The organism is Streptomyces sp. NPDC036813 (assembly GCF_055609245.1).
This window is the reverse complement of the sequence record NZ_JBVJPV010000007.1, coordinates 1-20,808: the sequence shown is the minus strand read 5'-3', so window position 1 is coordinate 20,808 and position 20,808 is coordinate 1. Positions and strand designations below refer to the sequence as shown.

The window sequence follows — 20,808 nt, the reverse complement described above, 5'->3', positions numbered from 1 at the left end:
CGACTGCAACACCCCAGGGGCGCGGGGCTGCGTCGATATGCGGCTCCGCCGCGTGGGCGCGACCGGCCACGACGCACCCTCACCCGTCAGCGCTCCTGTTCGGTTAGGGCAGTTGCGGTGACGGGGCCGTTGTCGGGGTGACGGAAGGGGGTGCCGACGGGGATGCCGACGGGACGGGGGTCGGAGTTGCGGGGACAGGGGACGGTGTGGTGCTGATGGGGGGCGGGGCCGCAGGCCGTACGGGGGGCTGGGGCGTGCCCCGGTGCAGGGGGAGTGCGAGCAGCGTCGCCGCCGCGCCGCACACCGCCGTCGTCGCCGCCGCGCGGAGCAGCCGGCGTGTGCGCGCCGCGCGGCGCAGCCGGCGGTAGTGGCCCGGGGGTGGGGGCAGGTGCCCGGAGGGGGGACGCAGGAGCACCGCGAGGGGGTCGTCGTCGCCGGGGCCGCCGTCGTCAAAGCGAGTGGTCAAGGCTTCTCCTCAGGTGGACGCGGAGCAGTTCACGGGCCGCGTGCAGGTCGGCCTTGACGGTTCCTTCCTTGCGTCCGGTCAGCACCGACACCTCCCGGATCGGCATGTCGGCGTAGTAGTGCAGGAGGATCGGGACGCGCAGCCGCCGGGGGAGGGACTGCACCAGGAGGCGGATGGAGGGGTCCGCCTGTTCCGTGTGCGCCGGCACCTCCGCGCCTGCCCGGCGTACCGCCCTGCGTTCGCGTTCCTGTTTGCGCCAGTGGTCGCGGACGAGGTTGGCCGCCGTGACGTAGAGGAACCCGCGGGGCTCCTCCACCTTCGTCCAGCGGGCCCACAGCCGGGTGAACGCCTCCGACGCGATCTCGTGGGCCGTCTCGTCGTCGTCGACGAGACGGCGGCACCAGCCGGCGAGGCGCGGGTAGAGGACGGCGAACAGTTCGGCCGCCGCCTGGTCACGACCCACCGTGCGCCGACTCCGCGAAGACGATGACGTTGTCGGGGTAGCCGTCGTCCGTGCGCCGGCCCCCGCAGGTGATCAGGCGCAGCACGGGGCGGCCCACGTCGCCGTACACGTCGGCGGTGGGGAAGCGCGACTTGGCGACGGTCCGTACGGCGGTCACCGTGAACGCCGGGCGGGTGCCGTCCGTCAGGCGGGTGGTGACGCGGTCGCCCCGGCGCAGCCGGGCCAGGTGGCGGAAGACGCCGTCGCCGTAGCGGCCGACGGTGACATGGCCGAGCAGGACCGCCGGGCCGGTGCGGCCCGGTACCGGTGAGTGCCGGTACCAGCCCGCCCGGTCGTGGGCGGTGACCGGCGGCACCTCCACTGTGCCGTCCTCCGCCAGGCCCAGCTGGATGACGGGGGTGTCCAGGTCGATGGCCGGGATCAGCAGGCGGACGGGGGCCAGTGTGCCGGGTGGCGGAGGGGAGTCGTGGCTGCGTGCTGCCGGGTGGGGTTTCGGGGCGGCGCAGGCGGTGAGGAGCGTTGCCGCCGCCGCTCCTGCGAGGGTCCGCCGGGTCAGCGGGCTCACGCTCCGGTCGCCCGTCGACGCCGTACGGCGAAACCCGCGCCGCCCGCCACGAGCAGGGCGGCGGCTCCCCCGCCGATCAGGCCGGCGTGGGACTCGGTGGGGGGCACGGCCCCGGTGTCCGGGGCGCCGCTCGGGACGACCGAGACCTGGCCCGGTGACGGCGCGGCCGACGGGGACGCCGTGGGCGCGGCGCCGGGGACGCTCGGGGAGGCCGAGGGTGCGGCGTCCGGGAAGGTCGGGGACGCGGAGGGCGCGGTCGAGGGGACCGGGCTGGGGGTGGCGCTGGCGGTGGCGAACGCGGGGGCGGTGGCCGCCAGGACGGCCGTGCAGGTGAGAGCCAGGGTCGTGAGGCCGCTTCGGTGCATGGGTGTGTCTCCCTCGGGGCGGGTGGGTGGTGCTTGGTCGTGCGGAGAGACGAACGGGCCCCCGGGCGGGTTGTAAAGGGATGGCAAAGGAGCGGGAGGGCGTGATCTGCGTCACCGAAGCGCGGTCTCCTGTGATGCCGGCGTGGCCGCCCGCGCTGTAGTGAACGGTGCACCCGAGTGACCGGTGCGCCTTCTGTGACTTCGCTTCCTCTGCCGCCGTTCCGCGGCCTTCTTCGGGGTGGGATACGTCGTGAGTCGTCGTACGACGCGTGCTTCGCATGCGTACAGACCGCTGAGCCTGAAACGACGGGCGTGGCTGACGCTCGGTGCCGTGGTGCTGGGAGGCGGGGGCGTCGTGACGTACGCCGTCGCCAGCCCCTCGCACGACTCCGGCCCCGGGATGCGGGCGAAGCGGCCGGCGCGGGTCTACGACCTGGCGCTGGGCGGTGCCGCGAGCGACAAGCGGGCCCTGCCGCGCACGGACACGCACGAGTTCTCGCTCGTCGGCGTCTCCTGGAGCGGCCCGGCCGTGCGGCTGCACGGCACCGCGCAGGTGCGCACCCACAGCAGCGTCACCGGTGAGTGGAGCGACTGGCAGAACCTCGACGTGGACGCCGACCCGCTGGAGCACCCCGACCAGGGTGAGCGCGGCGCGTCCGAGCCGCGGTGGGTCGGTCCCTCCGACGGCGTCGAGGCCCGTGTGCTGCGCAAGAACGGCACCACCCGCGCGCTGCCCAAGGGGCTTCAGGTCAATCTCGTCGACCCGGGCGTCGTCACCGACGCCGAGAGGCGGGTGAGTTCCTCCGAGCCCGCCGCGTTCGTGGCCGAGACGACGCCGACCGACTCCGCCTCCCCGACCGACTCCGTCTCCCCGACCGACTCCGCGTCGGCTCCGGTGACGGACTCGCCGTCGCCCACGGATTCCGCCTCGCCCACGGATTCCCCGTCGCCGACGGGCTCCGTGTCCTCCTCGCCCACGGCCACGGCGTCCCCCTCGCCGACCGCCACCACCCCGCCCCCGCCCACCGCGCCGCCGTCCACCGTGCCGCAGCCGCCGATCACCTCGCGGGCCGCGTGGGGCGCCGACGAGTCGCTGAGCCCCGATCCGTCGGAGTACAACGCCGACGTCAAGGCCGTCTTCGTGCACCACACCGACGGTGACAACGGCTACGCGTGCACCGACTCGGCGTCGATCGTGCGCGGCATCTACGCGTACCACACGCAGGTCAACGGCTGGAACGACATCGGCTACAACTTCCTCGTCGACAAGTGCGGCACCGTCTTCGAGGGCCGCAAGGGCGGCGTCGGCCTGCCGGTGCTCGGCGCGCACACCTACGGCTGGAACCGGGAGTCCGCGGGCATCGCCGTGCTCGGCGAGTACGGCACCACCGCCGCGAGCAACGCCGCGCTGGAGGCCGTCGCCCGGGTCGCGGCCTGGAAGCTCGGGCAGTACGGCGCCGACCCGGCCGGCACGGTGCAGCTGAACTCGGGTGCCACGCAGACCAACTATTTCGGCACCAGCTACACGGCCGGGACGAAGTACACCTTCCAGCGCATCTCCGGTCACCGCGACGGCTACAACACCCAGTGCCCGGGCAGTTCGCTGTACGCGCAGCTGCCGACCATCCGGGCGTGGGCGGCCGGTCCCGTGCAGGGGCTGAAGGTCACCTCGGTGGCCGGCGGGGCGAGCCTGTCCGGTTCGACGTACTACACCAAGGGCGCCGTCACCGTGAACTGGTCGGCCACCACGCCCCGTTCGCTGGTCAAGAGCTTCGAGCTGCTCGTCGACGGCAAGGCCGTGACGACGGTCGCCGGCACCGCCTCCTCCGCGAGTGCCACGCTCGCCCTCGGCAGCCACACCGTCGCCGTGCGGGCCGTGCACCAGTCCGGCAGGACCGCCACGACCGCCTCGGTGAACGTCGTCGCCGAGACCACCACCCCCGCCTTCACCGCCAACCCGGCGCTGTCCCTGCGCACCGGCACCGTGAACACCACGGCCGTCCCGGTCACGCTCGGCTGGAAGGCCGGCGACAACGCCGCCCTGCGCTCGGTGAGCCTGCTCTCGCCCGGTACGGCGACGTACGGCCCGACCACCTACAGCGCCGCCCGCACCGCCGCGTCCGGCACCGCCGCCACCTGGTCGATGCGGGCCGCCGACTGGGCCGGCAACGCCCGTACCGCGTCGGCCGCCTTCACCCCGGTGATCCTCCAGGAGAGCTCGGCCGTGAAGTCCGGCAGCTGGTCCGCCCGGTCCAGCAGCAGCTACCTCGGCGGCGCCTCGTACTCCAGCTCTTCCACCGGAGCGAGCCTGACCTGGACCTTCACCGGGCGGTCCGCCGCCTGGGTGGTCTCCCGGGCCTCCACCTCGGGGCAGGCGTACGTGTACGTGGACGGCGTCAAGGCCGCGACCGTGGACCTGAAGTCCGCCACGACGCTGTACCGGCAGGCGATCTGGACGAAGACGTGGTCCGCGAGCGCCAAGCACACCGTCAAGATCGTGGTGGTGGGCACGAGCGGCCGGCCGACCGTCACCACCGACGGGCTCGTCTACCTGAAGTGACGCCGTCCTGACCGATGCGAAGAGGGCCCCCGACCGGGGCCCTCTTTCTTTGCCTCAGCCGTCGTCCTCGGAGTGCTTCTTCTTGTGGTGCTTGCCCTGCGGCTCGCCGGTCGTGACGGTGACGGCCGCCGGCCGGGTGGCCTCCGGGACGGGCGTAACGGTCGCCGGGGTCTGCGGGGTCTCGGCGGAGCTGCGGTCGGGCGCGAACCAGGTCATCCCGGCCAGCAGCGCGCCGACGAAGAGCAGGACGCCGGCGAGCATGGCGGCCACCTTCTTCCCGGTGCCGCTGAGCCCGCGCGTCCGGACCGGGCGGCGGTGGTGCTGCTCGCGCGCCGGGAGGCGGTAGGTGGCCACGGCGGCGGGCGCGGGGGGCGGCGGTACGGGGGCCGCCGGCTCCCGGCTGGGCGGCAGCGGCTCGGCGCGGCCGTGCCAGGCACCGCCGGCGAACCAGTCGGCGATCGCCTGGGCGCTGGGCCGGTCCTCGGGCTCCTTGGCGAGCAGGTCGAGCAGGAAGTCCTCGAAGGCGGGCGGCAGGCGGACACCGAGGTCGCGGGGCGGGACCGGGGCGGCGTCCAGGTGCTGGTGCAGCACGCCGAGCGCGGTGTCGGCCTGGAACGGCGGCTGCCCGGTGAGGAGTTGGTACAGCACACAGCCCAGGGCGTACACGTCGGACGGCGGTCCGGCGGGCCGGCCGAGGGCGCGTTCCGGCGCTAGGTAGAGGCCGGTGCCGACGATCTGCCCGGTCGCGGTGAGGGCCGCGCCGGGGTCGTCGAGGAAGCGGGCGATGCCGAAGTCACCGATCTTGAGGGTGCCGTGGGGGTCGAGAAGCAGGTTGGCGGGCTTGATGTCGCGGTGCACGATGCCCTGCTGATGGGCGGCGGCGAGACCGGCGGCGGCCTGCGCGGCGATGCGGGCGACCCGCTCGGGGGGCTGCCGGGTGAGGCGGGCGAGGCTGTGGCCCTCCACCAGTTCCATGACGAGGTACAGGCGCTCCTCGTGCTGCCCGAAATCCAGCACGCCGACCACGTGCGGATGGTTCAGGGCTCCCGCGGTCTGCGCCTCCAGCCGGAACCGGGCGGCGGCGGTGGCGTCCGAAGTCGCCTGTTCCAGCAGGAGTTTGACCGCGACTGGTCTGCCGAGCATCTCGTCGTGCCCGCGCCAGACCTCTCCCATCGCGCCCCGCCCGATGGGTTCGAGCAGCCGGTACCGGCCCGCTATCAGCACCTGTGACTCATCCTCGTCTCGCACGATTCGACGTGACCGCCGCAGACCGTGCGCACCGCCGAAGCCGGCGGTGACGGTGGGGGGAGGCCGCAGCGAGCACAGCGTACTGGCGCAGCGACCGTGCGGTCCCAACTGCCCCGTGTGATTCAGGTGGTGGCCTCCGGCGTGGCGGAGTCGAAGCAGACGGTCTCCGGGAGGAAGGCGACGCGGGTGGAGTCCCTCGGTTTCAGTGCACTCGTCCTGTCCCCGGAGGCTGAAACCGCGCTGAAGCCGTCCTGAATGCGGCCCCCCGCACGCTACGGGGCATGACGACGACCGAGTACGAGCCGGCGATCGCGGCCAGTGGACTGCGCAAGGCCTACGGGGACAAGACCGTCCTCGACGGCGTGGACATCCAGGTGCCCGCGGGCACCGTCTTCTCCCTGCTCGGCCCGAACGGGGCCGGCAAGACCACGGTGGTCAGCATTCTGTCCACCCTCATCTCCGCCGACGCCGGCCAGGCCCGCATCGGCGGACACGACCTCGCCGCCGAGGCCCAGGCCGTACGGGCCGCCATCGGCGTCACCGGCCAGTTCTCCGCCGTGGACGGGCTGATCACCGGCGAGGAGAACATGCTCCTGATGGCCGACCTCCACCACCTGCCCCGCAAGGAGGGCCGGCGGGTCACCGCCGAACTGCTGGAGCGGTTCGACCTGGCCGAGGCCGCCAGGAAACCCGCCTCCACCTACTCCGGCGGCATGAAGCGCCGCCTCGACATCGCCATGACCCTGGTCGGCAGCCCGCGGATCATCTTCCTCGACGAACCCACCACCGGCCTCGACCCGCGCTCCCGCCACACCATGTGGCAGATCGTCCGCGAACTGGTCTCCGACGGTACGACCGTCTTCCTCACCACCCAGTACCTCCAGGAGGCCGACCAGCTCGCCGACCGCATCGCGGTCCTCAACGGCGGCCGGATCGTCGCCGAGGGCAGCGCCGAGCAGCTCAAGCGACTGGTGCCCGGCGGCCACGTACGCCTGCGCTTCGCCGACCCGCAGACCTACGAACGCGCCGCCGCCGCCCTGCGCGAGACCCAGCGCGACGACGACGCCCTCACCCTGCAGATCCCCAGCGACGGCAGCCAGCGCGAACTGCGCGCCATCCTCGACTGGCTGGACAGCGCCGGCGTCCAGGCCGACGAACTGTCCGTGCACACCCCCGACCTGGACGACGTGTTCTTCGCCCTGACCGCCCCCGCAACCTCCGAGAAGGAGACCGTCCGATGATGAGCACCGCCGTCCGCGACAACGTCACCATGCTGCGGCGCAGCCTCCTGCACGCCCGCCGCTACCCCTCCCTCACCCTGAACCTCCTGCTCACCCCGGTGATGCTGCTGCTGCTGTTCGTGTACGTCTTCGGCAACGTGATGAGCGCGGGCATCTCCGGCGGCCACGCGGACCGCGCCGACTACGTCGCCTACCTCGTCCCCGGCATTCTGCTCATGACCGTCGGCATGACCTCGCTCGGCACCGCGGTGTCCGTGGCCACCGACATGACCGAGGGCATCATCGCCAGGTTCCGCACCATGGCCATCTCCCGCGCCTCCGTACTGACCGGGCATGTGATCGGCAGCGTCATCCAGACCGTGCTGGCGCTTGCGGTGATCCTCGGCATCGGCGTGGCCATCGGCTTCCGCCCCGACGCGAGCCCGGTGGAATGGCTCGCGGCCATCGCCCTGATGGCCCTGGTCAGCCTCGCTCTCACCTGGATCGCGGTCGGCATCGGCCTGGTCAGCCCCAACGCCGAGGGGGCCAGCAACCTCGGGATGCCGCTGACGATGCTGCCGCTGCTGTCCAGCGCGTTCGTACCGGTGGACGCGATGCCGGCCGGCTTCCGGTGGTTCGCCGAGTTCCAGCCCTTCTCCCCGATCATCGAGACCCTGCGCGGCCTGCTGCTCGGCACCGGGATCGGCACGAAGAACGCGGCGCTGGCACTGGGGTGGTGCGTGGCCCTCACCGTGCTGGGCCACCTGTGGTCCAAGGCGTCGTTCAACCGTGAGCCCCGCCGGTGACACATGGGCGGCGGCCAAGTGCCCCGGGGGCACGGTCCGTTGCCCCCGCAGCCGTGCGGGCCCTACCCCGCCGCAAGCTCCCGCAGTGCCTGCACCCGCAGTTCCTCCCGCCCCAGGGCGGCGTACCTCGACCTCGCGTCGGTGTACGCCGCCTTGTCGGCGTTCTCGGCCGCCGCGTCGGCGCGCGCGGAGGACAGCGTCGGCAGGTCCCGGATCACCGGCATCCGTTCCGCCAGCGCAACCAGCCGGACCGCCGCCGTCTCGCCCGACGCCATTCCGGCGTGCCCGAGCGCCAGCAGCATGGTGCCGTGCACCGGGAGTTCGACCGGGGCGGCGACCCCCGGCGGGGCGCTCAGCATCTCCAGCAGCCGCTCCCGCAACTGCCCGGCGAGCGCGGCCACCGGCTCGAGCCGTCCGTGCTGCGCGTGCGCCGCCAGCGCCGCCGACTGCACCTGCAGGGACCACGGGTCCACGAACGGGTCACCGGCGTAGCGCCGGCCGTCCTCCCGCACCTGTTCCACCGCCCGGCGCCACAGTCCGAGCCCGACCTCCGTCAGGCCCCGGGCCAGTGCGATCTCGGCGCGGGCGGGCAGATCGGGCGCGAAGACGCGGGCTGTCTCCGACTGCCGGTCCAGGGAGGTCAGGCCCAGCCAGTACTCCGCCTCGTCGAGCTGCCCGCGCTGCAGGCAGGCGAGCACCAGCCCCCAGTACACGCCGATCGAGTCCGACCAGTCGCCGAACTCCTCGAGCGCGCCGAGCGCGGCCCGCAGATGCTCGTACGCCTCGGCGCCCCGCTCGGACTGCAGGCACAGTTCGCTGACCCGGCCGTGGCCGAGCAGCCGCATGGCCGGGTTGCCGAGCGGTCCGAGGGCGTCCAGGAGGTGGCGGGCGTGCGTCAGCGCCCGCTCGGCGTCGTGCTCGGCCTCCCACACATAGCTGGCGATGCACGCGGCGACCCCGGCCACCAGCGGCTCACCGCAGTCGCACAGCTCCTGCAGCCGCGTGTAGTGCGGCGGCCGTATCTCCGGTACGGCGCACAGGACGACGGCCAGCGCCCGCAGCAGCGTGTCCGGCGGGGCGGGCGGCAGACGGCGCAGGACGACCAGCTGGCGCAGGGCGTGGGGGCCGTGGCCCATGAACAGGGCGCCGGTGATGACGGCGGCGGCGCTGCGGGTCGTCTCGACGTCGTCCGGGCCGGGCCGGAAGTGCGACAGCGGGCCCGAGGTGTCGGCGGCGAGCGCGGCGAGCCGGGTGTAGTGGGTGTCGATGGCCCACAGGGAGGCCAGTACGGCGGTGAGGGCGGCGGTGGTGGGGGCGTCGCCGCGGGCCAGTGCGTGCCGTAGCGCCAGGACCAGGTTGTCCTGCTCGGCGCGCACCTCCATCAGGGCGCCCACCGGTCTGCCGCTGAACAGGATGTCGTGCCGGTCGCGGCCGAACTCCCGTGCCCAGCTCAGGAAACCGTCCGTCACCTGCTGCTCCTCGCCCGCCTCCGCCCGCCGGGCGGCGCTGAACTCCCGCAGCGTCTCCAGCATGTGGAAGCGCACTCCGGCCGGGCTGTCCCCGACCTTGACCAGGGACTGCCCGGCGAGCTGTTCCAGCACGGTCAGCGCGTCCACCTGGTCACCGAGCACGTGCTGGGCGGCGTCCTCGGTGAAGCCGCCGGGGAACACCGACAGGGCGCGCAGCGCGCCCCGGCCGTCCTCCTCCAGCAGCTGCCAGCTCCACTCGACGACGGCCTGGAGCGTGCGGTGGCGTTCGGGTGCGTCGCGGGCGCCGCCGCGCAGCAGCCGGAAGCGGTCGCGCAGCCGGCGGTTGATGTCGGCCACGGACAGCACCCGTACCCGGGCCGCGGCGAGTTCCACGGCGAGCGGCAGCCCGTCGAGGTGCCGGCAGATCTCGGTGACCTCGTCGGCGGGCAACTCCGCGCCGGGCCGTACGGCCCGCGCCCGCTGTGTGAACAGCTCGACGGACGTCGTCAGCGCCAGCTCCGGCAGGGCGTACACGGATTCCGAGGTCAGCCCCAGCGGGGCCCGGCTGGTGGCGAGCACCCGCAGCTGCCGGGAGCGGGATATCAGCGCCTGCACCAGATCGGCCACACCGCCGAGCACCTGCTCGCAGTTGTCCAGCACCAGCAGCGCCGGGCCGCCGCCCAGGGCGCCGAGGATGCCGGCGGCCTCGTCGGCACCGCCGGCGAACGGCCGTCCGTCACCGGCGCCCACGGCCGCGGCGACCTCGGCGGCGACGTCGTCGTCGGCGACGACACCGGCGAGCGGGACGAAGTGCACGACGGCCTGTTCGGCGGCCCGGCTCACCGCGTGGGACAGCCGGGTCTTGCCCAGCCCGCCGGGGCCGACGACGGTGACGACGCGCGCCTCGCGCAGCAGCCGGGCCACGGCGGCCACGTCGGCGTCCCGGCCGAGCAGCGGGTTCGGCTCGTGCGGCACGCCGTGGCGGACCGGCGCGGCGCCCGAGGCCAGCAGCTCCTGGTACACGGCCGTCACGCCGCCGCCCGGGTCGGTGCCCAGCTCCTCGCGCAGCGCGCGCCGGTAGGCGTCGTACCGGGTGAGCGCCGCGGCCCGGCCGGCGGTGGCGGCCTCGCAGCGCAGCAGCTCCGCCAGGACCTCCTCGTCGCGGGGCAGGTCGCGGGCGAGTTCGAGGAGGGGTGTCAGGGCCTCCTGGCGGCGGTCCAGGCGGGCCAGGGCCAGTGCGCGGGAGCGCACGAGCGAGCGGTGCGCGGGGACGAGGCCGGCGCGCAGGGCGGCCACCGGATCGTGCAGGTCCTCGCCGGTCCCTGCGTCCACGCCCCCGTCCCACAGCGCGAGTCCCGCCTCGGCCCGCGCCAGCGCGGCCGCGTGGTCTCCGGCGCGGGCGCGTTCGGCGCTCGCCTCCGCGTGCCGGGGCAGCGCCAAGGCGTCGATGCGGGACTCCTCCAGCGCCAGCCGGTATCCGGTCGGTGTGCTCACCACCAGGTCGGCGCCGAGCTGCGTACGCAGCCGGGACACGAGGACCTGGACGGCCTTCGCGGGCCGCTCGGGCAGCTCCTCGGGCCACAGCCCCTCCACCAGCCGGCCGGTGCTGCACCCGGCGCGCAGGTCACCGGCGAGAAGGGCGAGCAGGCCGCGCAGCCGGGGTGCGGTGATCTCCCGCCCGCGGAAGGCGACGGTGGGCAGGAGCGTCAACTCGGTGGTCACGCCTGCAGAGTAGTCACCGGGGGAAACCCTGAGGGGGTGTCGGGTCGGATCCGGGTGCGGGCGGGGGTGGCGCCCGATGTCGCGGCGCGCACGGGCCGGGAGTGACTGAGCGGCCGTGGTGTCGGACACGGAAAGGGCCCTGCCCCCACCGCTCACGACGGCGGTGGGGGCAGGGCCCGTGTTCCGTGAGGCGCTGTGTGCGCGCCTTACATGTAGTAGCCGAACAGGTCGGCGATCACGTGCACGCTGCCGGCGTTCGGACGGAAGTCGATCTTTCCGTTGACGACCGGCACGGTCACCAGGTTGGCCACGGTCTGGCCCTTGACCCAGTTGACGCTGGAGGCGTTGGGCAGGGTGGACCCGTCGGGCCAGACGGTCAGGAAGCCGTTGGACGTCGGGGCGGTGACGGTGACGTTGAGGACCACGGCCTTGGCGTTCGCCAGGGTGTGGCCGTCATTGATGTTCAGCACCAGCGTGGCGCCGCCGGGCACCGGGGTGTTGCGGGCGGTGCCGAGGGCGTAGCGGGTGTCGAGCAGACGGCTCGGGCCCGCGGTGTGGAAGGACGAGCCGGTCGCGTCGGCCGTGAAGTAGCCGGCGACGTCCGCGATGAAGTGCACGGTGCCGGTGCCGGCGTTGTACAGGTTCACCTTGCCGTCGGTGCCGATCGGCAGGACGACCATGTTCGGACGGGTCTGGCCCGTGAGCCAGTTGATGTTCGACGACTCGGTGCGGGTCGCGCCGTTCGGGTAGGCGATGAGGTGACCGGTCGAGGTCGGCGCGGTGGCGGTGACGTTCATGACCACGGCGCTGGCGGTGGCGGGTACGCCGCCGGCGCCCGCGACCGTCAGGGACACGGTGCCCTTGCCCGCGACCGGCGTCCGGGTGGTCACGCCGATGGCGTTACGGGTGTCCAGGACGCGGGACGGACCGACGGGCAGGTAGGTGCTGCCGCCCGCTTCGGTGGTGTAGTAGCCGGCGACGTCCGCGACGAAGTGCACGGTGCCGCTGGAGGCGTTGAACAGGTCGACCGAGCCGTCCTTGCCGACCGGGACGGTCACCAGGTTCGGGATGATCTCGCCCTTGAGCCAGTTGCTGTTGGACGACTCCGGGCGGGTGGTGCCGCTCGGGTAGGCGATGAGGTGACCGGTCGCGGTGGGCGAGACGGCGGTCACGTTGATGACGACCGCGGTGACACCGGTGGCCGGGACGCCGCCGGCGCCCGCGACCTTGAGCTTGACCGTGCCGTTCGCGGCGACCGGGGAGGTGCCGGAGCGGCCGATGCCGTAACGGGTGTCGAGGACGCGGGCCGGGGTCAGCGCGTTGAACGTGCCGGCCGGGGAGCGCGGGACGGAGGCGCACAGGCCCTTGACGATCTCGCGGCCGTTCGGCGTGCCGAGACCGGTGGCGAGGTCGTAGCCGGCGCCGGCCTGGTACTGGCCGCTGTAGTTGCCGGAGTCGGTCACGTTGTTGTTGCCGGTGGTGACGTCACGGAACGCGGCGGCCGGCAGGCGGTACAGGGCGTTGTGCGCGTAGCCGACGGTGCCGTTGGCCTGGCAGGCGAGGTCCTGGTCGGCCTGCCCGATCAGCGCGGCCCACACCGGGGCGGCGCCGCTGGTGCCGCCGATGATGTTCCAGTACTGGCCGCCGGTGCTGCTGTGACCGAAGGCGACGGGGTAGCCGGTGGCCGGGTCGCCGACCGCGGAGACGTCCGGGACCTGGCGGCAGACCGTGCCGGTGGCGGCGGCGCAGGCGTCGTTGTAGCCGGCGCCGGTGCGGTTCTGGAAGCCGTTCGCGTCGACACCGAAGCGCTGCGAGACACCGCCGCCGGAGCCGGTCCAGGTGGTCTGGTTGGTGACCGCGGTCCGCATGGAGGTGCCGCCGACACCGAGGACGTACGGCGAGCCGGCCGGGAAGTCGGTGACGAGCTTGTCCTGGCCGGGGATGCTCTCGCCCGGCTGGTAGCAGCCGGTGGAGCCGCTGTCGCCGGAGGCGGCCACGACGGTCTGGCCCTGCGCGGCGGCCTGCTGGAACAGCAGGTTCTCGGCGTCCATCACCTCGGCCGGGGTGTACGTCTCACAGCTGCCCCAGCTGATGGAGACGACCTTGGCGCGGTTGTCGGTGACGATCCGGCGCAGCGTGGCCGTGCCGTCGTCCCAGGTGTTCTTGCCCTGGTAGACGAGGACCTTGGACTGGGGGGCGAGACCGACGATGGTCTCGATGTCGAGCGCGGTCTCCAGACCGACGCCGGTGTCGCCGCTCGCCGGGTCGGTGGGGCCGCCGTTGACGCGCACGGAGCTGACCGAGGCCTTGGTGCCGTGGCAGGCCTGGTAGCTGTTGATGTCGCGCAGGTCGTAGTTCTCCAGCGAGTAGACCGCGATGGTGGTGCCGGTCTGCACGTTGGGCTGGTCCGCCATGTTGTACGCGGCCGCGAGCGACCGGGCGCTCCAGTAGTCCTGCTTGTCGTAGGCGGCCGGGTAGCCGTCCTGGGCCGTCCCGAAGAGGTTCTTGATATCGGTGCACATGGTGCCGGTGGTGCCGGTCAGCCGGGACTGACGGGCGCCGTCCGTGGCCTGCTGCACCCGGGCCGGACCCTTGGCGCCGGTGTTGCGCGGCGCGCGGGCGGCGAGAGTGTTCAGGCCGACCACCGCGCGGACGTCACCGGCGACGGCGCCGTCGAGCTGCGGGGCGCGGGTGTTGGTGAACCCGGTGCTGCCGTCCTTCAGCTTGTAGCCGTCGAAGTCGGTGGCGAAGGCCTTGGCGGCCTTGCCGACCGTCGCGTGCACGGGCAGCGTGAGTCCGTCGGACTCCAGCGCGCCGACCTCGAGGCCCTTGGCGGCGAGCCGCGCGCGGACCCGCTCGGCGGTCTGCGGCAGCGCGCCGAAGCGGTCCGCGAACTCGCCGGAGCCGAGGTACTTGCGGTAGTTCGGCGACGCCGGGTCGGAGACCTCGGCGACGAAACGGTTCAGCGCCGCGGGGTCCCGCGGCTCCAGGACGACGCTCAGGTCGAGCACCTCCCCGGCCGCCGGGTCCGCCGCGCGTACGGCCCCCGCCGGCACCTTCGGCGCGCCGCCGACCCGCTGCGGGGCCGGCTCGCCGGACGTGGCCGCGTACGACACCGGTGTCACGGTGGCGGTCACAGCCAGGGCGGCTATGGTCGCCGCTCCCCATCGATACGCCTTTTCACGGGCGGTTCGGCCCATGCACACTCCCTCTTCGTCATCTGCGTCATCCAGGTGCGTGGGCAGGTGACACCGCGGAAGGGTGCGCCGGTGCGGGCACGCGGGCATACGACATGCGGCATGCGGGCACGGCGAGAGCGCGAAGAGTACGTGTCGGAGGCCCGGCCGCAGCCGGACCACGTAGAGCCCCCCCGGCGGTGTCACCGCTCCCACGCGGTGGACGACGGCCAGAAACGAATCTCTATCAGCCGCGGTATCGGCCCGCCAAGGCGGGGGTGGGCATTTTGCTAGACCGTGATCATGACAAGCGGATGGTTTACGGACATAGCGGCCAGGGCTCCGCCGTCCGGCACGGAAAGCGTTGTCTGCGGCCCTTGTTATGCTCCGGCTCACCTGCGGTGGGGGGCACGGCAGGGACGGGGGGAGGGACTCTTGCTGAAGCGTCATGGCCTGATCCGGGGAGTACTGGCCACCGCGGTGGCGGCCGGCGGACTCCTGCCGCTCGCATCGAGCGCCGTCGCGGATGACCCTGCCCCGCCACCGGAGATGGTGATCCCGGCGACACCGCGGCCGGCACCGGTCGGCGCGTCGCTGTACCAGTCGGGCATGTCACGCTTCGGCTGGGCGGACGCCGCCGGACCGGACGGCGTGTTCTACGCCGACGGAAAGCCGGGCGGCGTCGTCTGGACCCGGTACGCCGACGGTCGGAGCACCAGGGTCTCCGTGCCCGCCGGGAACATCCGGGCCACCGGCTCCGACACCCTGGCCGTCCTGCGCGACGGCGAGGTGGAGTTCCGCGGTGCCGACGGCAGCGTCCGCCACCTGGCCCTGCCCGGCGACATCAAGACGGCCGCCATGGTCTTCGGCTCAACGGCGGTCGCGTACCGGATGGTCACGCAGCCGGACGGGACACGGACGCCGGAGTCGACGCACCTGCTGTCGCTGCGGCCCGACGGAACGACGAGAGATCTGACCCTGACCGGCCCGGACGGCGTAGCGTTCGACCGGGTCATCGGCGGTGACGCGTCGAGTGTCGTGGTGTCGACGACGGCCCGGGACGGGCAGCGGCGCATCGGCATCGCCTCGACGCAGACCGGACGCGTCGAGGCACTGACCCCGCCGGTCCCGGAGTCGTACGAGAACGTGAAACTGTCCCCGGCACACCTGGTGGTGTACAGCGGGAAGAACGGCGTTCACGACATCCTGGCGTTCTCCCGCAAGGACCTTTCCGCCCCGGCCACCGTGGTCCCGGGGGACCGGATCGACCCGGTCGACTACACCAAGAACCACGGGTTCGCGATCGTCGGCGACTGGCTGGTCTACCCGTACGCCCGGACCCTCGAAGGGGTGCCGATCTCCGGCGGTCCGGCCGTCACGCTGCTTCCCCAGACCTTCTCCGGACCGGCCGCCGGACCCGACGGCACCGCCGCCGCCATGGGCGGCAGCGACCCGGTCCGGTGGGGGGTGCAGCACATCACCCCCGATGACTCCGGCAGGCCCGTCGCGCGGCTGGTGAAGCCGCTGCCCAACCCCGCGCGCATCCAGGGCGTCGCGCTCGCCCAGGGACGCCTGTCCGTGGTCGACGACAGCGACGACACCCCTTACGAGTACGTCCGCACCCTCGGCGCCTCCGGCACCCCCGCCGTCGGCGAACGCTCCAAGCTCACCGACGTTCCGCTGCAGGACTGCGCCGCGGACGACGCCACCTGCGCCGAGTACCGGGCGCTCGGCGACGGCCGCTTCGAGCGCCGCATCGGCGGCTACTACGTGGTCAACGGCCCCGAGCGCGGCGACTTCCGGTCCGCCTACCTCGGTGCCGGCCGGCTCGTCGACATCGACGGCGAGTACCTCGTGCACGACGCCGCGGACGCCAAGAACAAGCAACAGGTGTACTCGTTCACCGAGGAACGCGTCGTCAAGGAGCGCGCGGCCACCGCCGCCGCCCTGTGGGGCTCGTGGCTCTGGACCCCCGGCGCCACCGGCGGCACGCTGACCGCTGAGGACCTGACGACCGGCAAGCAGGTCGAGACCGCGGACGCCGCCACCCCTTGCATCCCCCAGGAACTCCAGGCCGACGGCCGCTGGCTGTACTGGAGCTGCGGCGCGAACGGCCCGGCCGGGGTCTACGACCGGGCCACGAAGGCCACGCAGCCCGTCCCGGCCGGTGAGGCCCTGCTCGGCGACGGCTATGTCGTCACGCACGACACGGCCGCCGGCCGGCTCGTCCTCACCGGCGCCGACCGCGCCCACCCCGTCAGCCGAGTCATCGGCGCTCTGCCCGCCACCGGCGTCCCGCAGCGCCACATCCGCTGGAGCGTCGACCGCTTCGGCGGCCACGTGGCCTACGTCGACGCCGACGAGCAGGTCCACGTCGTCCCCACCGGCATCGCCACGCAGCCGCTGTCGGTACTGCACCGCACGGCCGTCGGGACGGTGACGGCCGGTGAACCCGGCACGGACCTGCTGTGCCTCCTGCTCAGCAAGCCCGCGGGCGCGTGGACGGTCACCGCGCGCCACACCACGACCGGCCGCACCTACGACGTGGGCTCCGGCACCGACGCCCGCGGCCGGCTGCGCCTGCGGTGGACCGGCAAGGACACCGGCGGGCAGCTGATGCCCAACGGCCGGTACACCTGGACGCTGACCGCCGCACCGGCGGACGGCGACGGGCCGGCCCTCCAGCAGAGCGGGACCGTCACCCTGACGGGCGGTCAGTCCCCGGCGCCGACGAGGTTCACACCGGTCGAACCCGAGCGGCGGATGGACACCCGCACCGGAGCCGGTGTCCGCAAGGGCAAGGTCGGATCCGGCGGCACCGTGACCCTGAAGGTCACCGACTCCACCGACGTGACGGCCGTGGCCATGAACGTGACGGCGACCGACGCGACGGCGTCGACGTACATCTCGGTGTACCCGGCGGGCACGCCCCGCTCCAGCGCGTCCAACCTGAACGTGCCGGCCGGCCGGACCGTGCCGAACCTGGTCGTGGTCCCGGTCAAGGACGGCAAGGTCACCTTCTACAACCACGCCGGCACGGTGGACCTGATCGCCGACGTCACCGGCCTCTACACGAAGGGCGCCGGTTCCCTGTACGAGCCGGTGCGGCCCGCGCGCCTGCTCGACACCCGCAGCGGTCTCGGCGCGCGCAGGGCCAAGGTGGCGGCCCGCACCACCGTGCCGCTGACCGTCGTGGGCCGCGGCGGAGTACCGGCCAAGGGTGTGACCGCGGTCGTCCTGAACGTGACCGCGACCAACCCCACCGCCTCGACCGTCGTCTCCGTCGTCCCGGACGCCACCACGACGGCGTGGTCGGGCCCGTCGGTCCTGAACGTCCCCGCCGGGCAGACCGTGTCCAACCTCGTCGTCGCCGAGGTGCGCGACGGCCGGGTCTTCCTCTACAACCACGCCGGCTCGACCGACCTCGTCGCCGATGTCGCCGGGTACTTCACCGACGGCGACCTCGGTTCCCTGTACCAGCCGCTGGCCCCGGCCCGCGCCATGGACACCCGTGACGGCACGGGCGTACGCAAGGGCACGGTCGGCCCCGGCGGCACGGTCACCCTCCCGGTCACGGGGCGCGGCGGCGTCCCCGCCACCGGCGTCGCCGCGGTGGTCCTGAACGTGACGGCGACCGGTCCGACGGCGTCCACGTACATCTCGGCGTACCCGTCGGGCACGGCCCGCACCAGCGCGTCCAACCTGAACCCCCGCCCCGGCGGTACGGTGGCCGGCCTGGTGGTGGTCCCGGTGATCGACGGCAAGGTCACGTTCTACAACCACGCGGGCACGGTGCACCTGATCGCGGACGTGGAGGGCTTCTACGCGCCGTAGCGACGACGGGCACCGACCTGACCCGCCCTCAACACGGTGACGTGCCATGGCGGTTCCTCCACTCGATCAAGGAGGAGCCACCGTGGCGGCAGAGCTGACCGAAGAGATACGCAAGCGGCTGGAAGAGCCCAACTTCTGGTACGTGGCCACGGTGACGCCGGACGGCGCGCCGCACGTCACCCCGATGTGGGTGGACCTCGAGGACGGCCTGGTCGTCTTCAACACGTCCGTCGGCCGCGTCAAGGAGGAGAACCTCCGCCACGACACCCGCGTCCACCTCTCGCACGCCGCCGCCGACAACCCCTACGACCGGGTGCAGATCACCGGCCGCGCGGTGCGCTTGGTGGAGGGCGAGGAGGCGGAACGCGGCATGGACCGCCTGGCCCGCAAGTACCTGGGCCTGGACAGCTACCCGTGGCTGATCGAAGGCGAACAACGCGTGCACGTCCTGATCGAACCGGACCGGGCCCGCCACATCATCGGCGTGGAGCCGTTCCGCCCAGGAGTCATCCCCGCCTGAGGCCCGCGTCGTGGCCGCCCCGGCAGCCGCCTACCCAGTCCGGCGTCTTCCCCGAGAACACGGCGAGCCTCGCCCTGCACCGCCGGGCCGGGTTCCGCGTCGTGGGAAACCGCGAACGCATCGGCCGGCTCCACGGCGTATGGCGCGACGTCGTCCTGATCGAACGACGCAGCCCCACCGTGTGAGCCGGCCGGGCCGGTACGCGGAGGACGGGTCAGGCCCTCACGCCTCCCGGGGAACCACCGGACCCGGGTCGTCGAGGAGGTTCTGCGGCGTGGGCAGCGCGGACGACGGCGCGCCGAACGCGGGCTCGGGCTCGGCGTCGGGATGCGGGTGGCAGGTGAAGCCGAGGCGGGTCATCGCCAGGGTGACCTCCCGGCCGGTGAAGTCCCGTCGGTCCTGCCGGGTGACGACTTCCCCCACCTGCTTCACCGGGTAGCGGCGGCGCCCGATCGTCACGGACTCACCCGTGATGGGCTCGGGCGCGACGCCCTCCATGGAGGCCAGCACTCCGGCCTTGGTCAGCTCGAACGGATAGCGGGCGATGACACAGCGCATGATGCCTCCCAGGAAAGGGTGAACGGGCTGTCGGACAGGGGACGTTCCGGCGGGCCGTGCGGTGACGCTAGGCCGCCCGGCCCAGGGCGGAGCCGCGTCCCGAGCCGCGCCGTGCCGCTTCACCGGCGGACCGGCCGCGACCCGAACGGCTGCGGCGGGAGCGGGACGAGGAGGAGCCGGGAGCGGCGGCGCGGCGGCTGGGTTCGGCGGCGGGCACGGCGATGACCACGGGGATGCCGGAGGGTGCCTGGGCGCCGGTGATGCGGCTCAGCTCCTCCTCCCCCGGACGCACGGCCGTGACGCGTGCCGTGACGCCGGCCGACGCGATCAGCCGCTTGAACTCCCCGCGCTGCTCGGGGGTCACCAGGGTGACGACGGTTCCGGACTCGCCGGCGCGGGCGGTGCGGCCGCCGCGGTGCAGGTAGTCCTTGTGATCGGTGGGCGGGTCCACGTTGACGACGAGGTCGAGGTCGTCGACGTGGATGCCGCGGGCGGCGACGTTGGTCGCCACCAGCACGGTGACCTGGCCGTCCTTGAACTGGGCCAGGGTGCGCGTGCGCTGCGGCTGCGACCTGCCCCCGTGCAGGGCCGCGGCCCGCACACCGCTGTTCAGCAGATGCTTGGTCAGCCGGTCCACGGCGCGCTTGGTGTCCAGGAACATGATCACTCGGCCGTCCCGGGCCGCGATCTCGGTGGTCGCCTGCCGCTTGTCCGCGTCATCGACATGGAGCACGTGGTGCTCCATCGTGGTGACGGCGCCGGCCGAGGGGTCGACGGAGTGGACCACCGGGTCGGTGAGGTAGCGGCGGACCAGCAGGTCGACGTTGCGGTCGAGGGTGGCGGAGAACAGCAGTCGCTGGCCGTCGGGGCGTACCTGGTCGAGCAGGGCGGTGACCTGGGGCATGAAGCCCATGTCGGTCATCTGGTCGGCCTCGTCGAGAACCGTGATGGCGACGTCGTCGAGGCGGCAGTCGCCCCGGTCGATGAGGTCCTTGAGCCGGCCCGGCGTCGCGACGAGCACCTCGGCGCCGGCTCGCAGCGCACCGGCCTGCCGGCCGATGGACATGCCGCCGACGACGGTGGCGAGCCGCAGGCTCACGGCCCGGGCGTACGGCGTGAGCGCGTCGGTGACCTGCTGGGCCAGCTCACGGGTGGGCACCAGCACGAGGGCCAGCGGGCGCCGGGGTTCGGCGCGCAGCCCGGTGGTGCGGGCCAGTACGGCGAGGCCGAAGGCGAGGGTCTTGCCCGAGCCGGTGCGGCCGCGGCCGAGGACGTCACGGCCGGCCAGGGAGTTCGGCAGGGTCGCCGCCTGGATCGGGAACGGCACGCTCACGCCCTCCTGGCGGAGCGCGGCCGGCAGGGCGGGCGGCAGGCCCAGCTCGTCGAACGACTCCACGGGCGGCAACGCGGGAGTGATCGTCTTCGGCAGGGCGAATTCACCCGAAGGGCGGGACGCGCCCTGTGCCGAGGACGGCCGACGGCCGCGGCGGCCCTGGGAACCACCGGAGGAACCGGATCCACCGGATCGGTTGTTTGTGCGAGCGGAACGAGCACGGCTCATGCGAAATCTTCACGCTTTCCTGGACGCGGCGCGTATCCGTCAAGGAAATCGCGCGGCAGGAAAAAAGCCGCGCGGAAAACCGCAGAACGAGCCGGAATTGAAGGGGGCGGACCGGATCGGTCGACGACGCCCCGAACGACGCGAGCTGGGGCCCGCACCCCACGGTGCGGGCCCCAGCTGCTAGAGGTTGTCCCGTAAATGATCTGAGGCATGCAGGCTGACCTGCTCGTTTGCCTGTCATCCGGTGAGGGTGAGGTTGTGCAGGCGGGCGATGC

At 73.2% G+C, this 20,808-nt stretch carries 13 protein-coding genes and 1 pseudogene; 6 read left to right on the top strand and 8 right to left on the bottom strand.

The window, feature by feature from the left end; translation table 11 throughout:
• Window positions 1-449: 449 nt before the first annotated feature.
• Genes ACZ67Q_RS16215 through ACZ67Q_RS16205 form a run of 3 tightly spaced genes read right to left on the bottom strand, consistent with a single transcriptional unit; the run spans window position 450 to window position 1,859 of the window.
• On the bottom strand, window positions 450-929 hold the full coding sequence (locus ACZ67Q_RS16215; protein WP_471181996.1) for an RNA polymerase sigma factor: 480 nt from the start codon (window positions 927-929) through the stop codon (window positions 450-452).
• On the bottom strand, window positions 919-1,494 hold the full coding sequence (locus ACZ67Q_RS16210; RefSeq protein WP_471181993.1) for a class F sortase: 576 nt from the start codon (window positions 1,492-1,494) through the stop codon (window positions 919-921). The genes ACZ67Q_RS16215 and ACZ67Q_RS16210 overlap by 11 nt, the downstream gene beginning before the upstream one ends.
• Window positions 1,491-1,859: a sortase-dependent protein gene (locus ACZ67Q_RS16205; RefSeq protein WP_471181991.1), complete on the bottom strand. Its 369-nt coding sequence runs from the start codon at window positions 1,857-1,859 to the stop codon at window positions 1,491-1,493. The genes ACZ67Q_RS16210 and ACZ67Q_RS16205 overlap by 4 nt, the downstream gene beginning before the upstream one ends.
• Window positions 1,860-2,157: 298 nt before the next feature.
• Here ACZ67Q_RS16205 and ACZ67Q_RS16200 point away from each other — a divergent pair, with 298 nt between their 5' ends.
• Window positions 2,158-4,419, top strand: a complete 2,262-nt coding sequence (locus ACZ67Q_RS16200; protein ID WP_471182685.1) for a peptidoglycan recognition protein family protein — start codon at window positions 2,158-2,160, stop codon at window positions 4,417-4,419.
• A 54-nt stretch (window positions 4,420-4,473) separates the two neighbouring features.
• Here ACZ67Q_RS16200 and ACZ67Q_RS16195 read toward each other — a convergent pair whose 3' ends face one another.
• Window positions 4,474-5,643, bottom strand: a complete 1,170-nt coding sequence (locus ACZ67Q_RS16195; RefSeq protein ID WP_471182682.1) for a serine/threonine-protein kinase — start codon at window positions 5,641-5,643, stop codon at window positions 4,474-4,476.
• Window positions 5,644-5,948: 305 nt separating this feature from the next.
• Between ACZ67Q_RS16195 and ACZ67Q_RS16190 the strand changes: the two genes are divergently transcribed.
• Together ACZ67Q_RS16190 and ACZ67Q_RS16185 are read left to right on the top strand one after the other, a co-directional pair.
• The gene (locus ACZ67Q_RS16190; protein ID WP_471181989.1) at window positions 5,949-6,908 is read left to right on the top strand and encodes an ATP-binding cassette domain-containing protein; all 960 of its coding nucleotides are present in this window, start codon (window positions 5,949-5,951) and stop codon (window positions 6,906-6,908) included.
• The gene (locus tag ACZ67Q_RS16185; protein WP_471181987.1) at window positions 6,905-7,693 is read left to right on the top strand and encodes an ABC transporter permease; all 789 of its coding nucleotides are present in this window, start codon (window positions 6,905-6,907) and stop codon (window positions 7,691-7,693) included. Before ACZ67Q_RS16190 ends, ACZ67Q_RS16185 begins: the two co-directional genes overlap by 4 nt.
• A gap of 62 nt (window positions 7,694-7,755) precedes the next feature.
• Here the strand turns inward: ACZ67Q_RS16185 and ACZ67Q_RS16180 are convergent, their stop codons facing one another.
• Window positions 7,756-10,884, bottom strand: coding sequence for an ATP-binding protein (locus tag ACZ67Q_RS16180; RefSeq protein WP_471181984.1), 3,129 nt, complete (start codon window positions 10,882-10,884; stop codon window positions 7,756-7,758).
• A gap of 206 nt (window positions 10,885-11,090) precedes the next feature.
• Window positions 11,091-14,021, bottom strand: coding sequence for a S53 family peptidase (locus tag ACZ67Q_RS16175; protein WP_471181981.1), 2,931 nt, complete (start codon window positions 14,019-14,021; stop codon window positions 11,091-11,093).
• Window positions 14,022-14,495: 474 nt separating this feature from the next.
• Between ACZ67Q_RS16175 and ACZ67Q_RS16170 the strand changes: the two genes are divergently transcribed.
• The 3 genes and pseudogenes from ACZ67Q_RS16170 to ACZ67Q_RS16160 all read left to right on the top strand — a co-directional run.
• Complete coding sequence (locus ACZ67Q_RS16170) at window positions 14,496-17,894, top strand: hypothetical protein (protein WP_471181979.1); 3,399 nt, start codon at window positions 14,496-14,498, stop codon at window positions 17,892-17,894.
• A gap of 82 nt (window positions 17,895-17,976) precedes the next feature.
• Window positions 17,977-18,414 carry a PPOX class F420-dependent oxidoreductase gene (locus tag ACZ67Q_RS16165; RefSeq protein ID WP_471181977.1) on the top strand — a complete coding sequence of 146 codons (438 nt, stop codon included), beginning with the start codon at window positions 17,977-17,979 and terminating at the stop codon, window positions 18,412-18,414.
• 35 nt (window positions 18,415-18,449) lie between these two features.
• Window positions 18,450-18,599, top strand: a pseudogene (locus ACZ67Q_RS16160) (GNAT family N-acetyltransferase); the annotation flags it as partial.
• Between the two features lie 37 nt (window positions 18,600-18,636).
• On the opposite strand, the gene ACZ67Q_RS16155 reads toward ACZ67Q_RS16160, so the two are convergent.
• Together ACZ67Q_RS16155 and ACZ67Q_RS16150 are read right to left on the bottom strand one after the other, a co-directional pair.
• Complete coding sequence (locus ACZ67Q_RS16155) at window positions 18,637-18,972, bottom strand: SCO5918 family protein (RefSeq protein ID WP_471181974.1); 336 nt, start codon at window positions 18,970-18,972, stop codon at window positions 18,637-18,639.
• Between the two features lie 67 nt (window positions 18,973-19,039).
• The gene (locus tag ACZ67Q_RS16150) at window positions 19,040-20,533 is read right to left on the bottom strand and encodes a DEAD/DEAH box helicase (RefSeq protein ID WP_471181971.1); all 1,494 of its coding nucleotides are present in this window, start codon (window positions 20,531-20,533) and stop codon (window positions 19,040-19,042) included.
• Window positions 20,534-20,808 lie beyond the last annotated feature (275 nt).

Coding starts and splice junctions, on each gene's coding strand:
- ACZ67Q_RS16205 (WP_471181991.1), bottom strand. CDS start 1,859: ATGCACCGAAGCGGCCTCACGACCCTGGCTCTCACCTGCACGGCCGTC.
- ACZ67Q_RS16190 (WP_471181989.1), top strand. CDS start 5,949: ATGACGACGACCGAGTACGAGCCGGCGATCGCGGCCAGTGGACTGCGC.
- ACZ67Q_RS16185 (WP_471181987.1), top strand. CDS start 6,905: ATGATGAGCACCGCCGTCCGCGACAACGTCACCATGCTGCGGCGCAGC.
- ACZ67Q_RS16155 (WP_471181974.1), bottom strand. CDS start 18,972: ATGCGCTGTGTCATCGCCCGCTATCCGTTCGAGCTGACCAAGGCCGGA.
- ACZ67Q_RS16150 (WP_471181971.1), bottom strand. CDS start 20,533: ATGAGCCGTGCTCGTTCCGCTCGCACAAACAACCGATCCGGTGGATCC.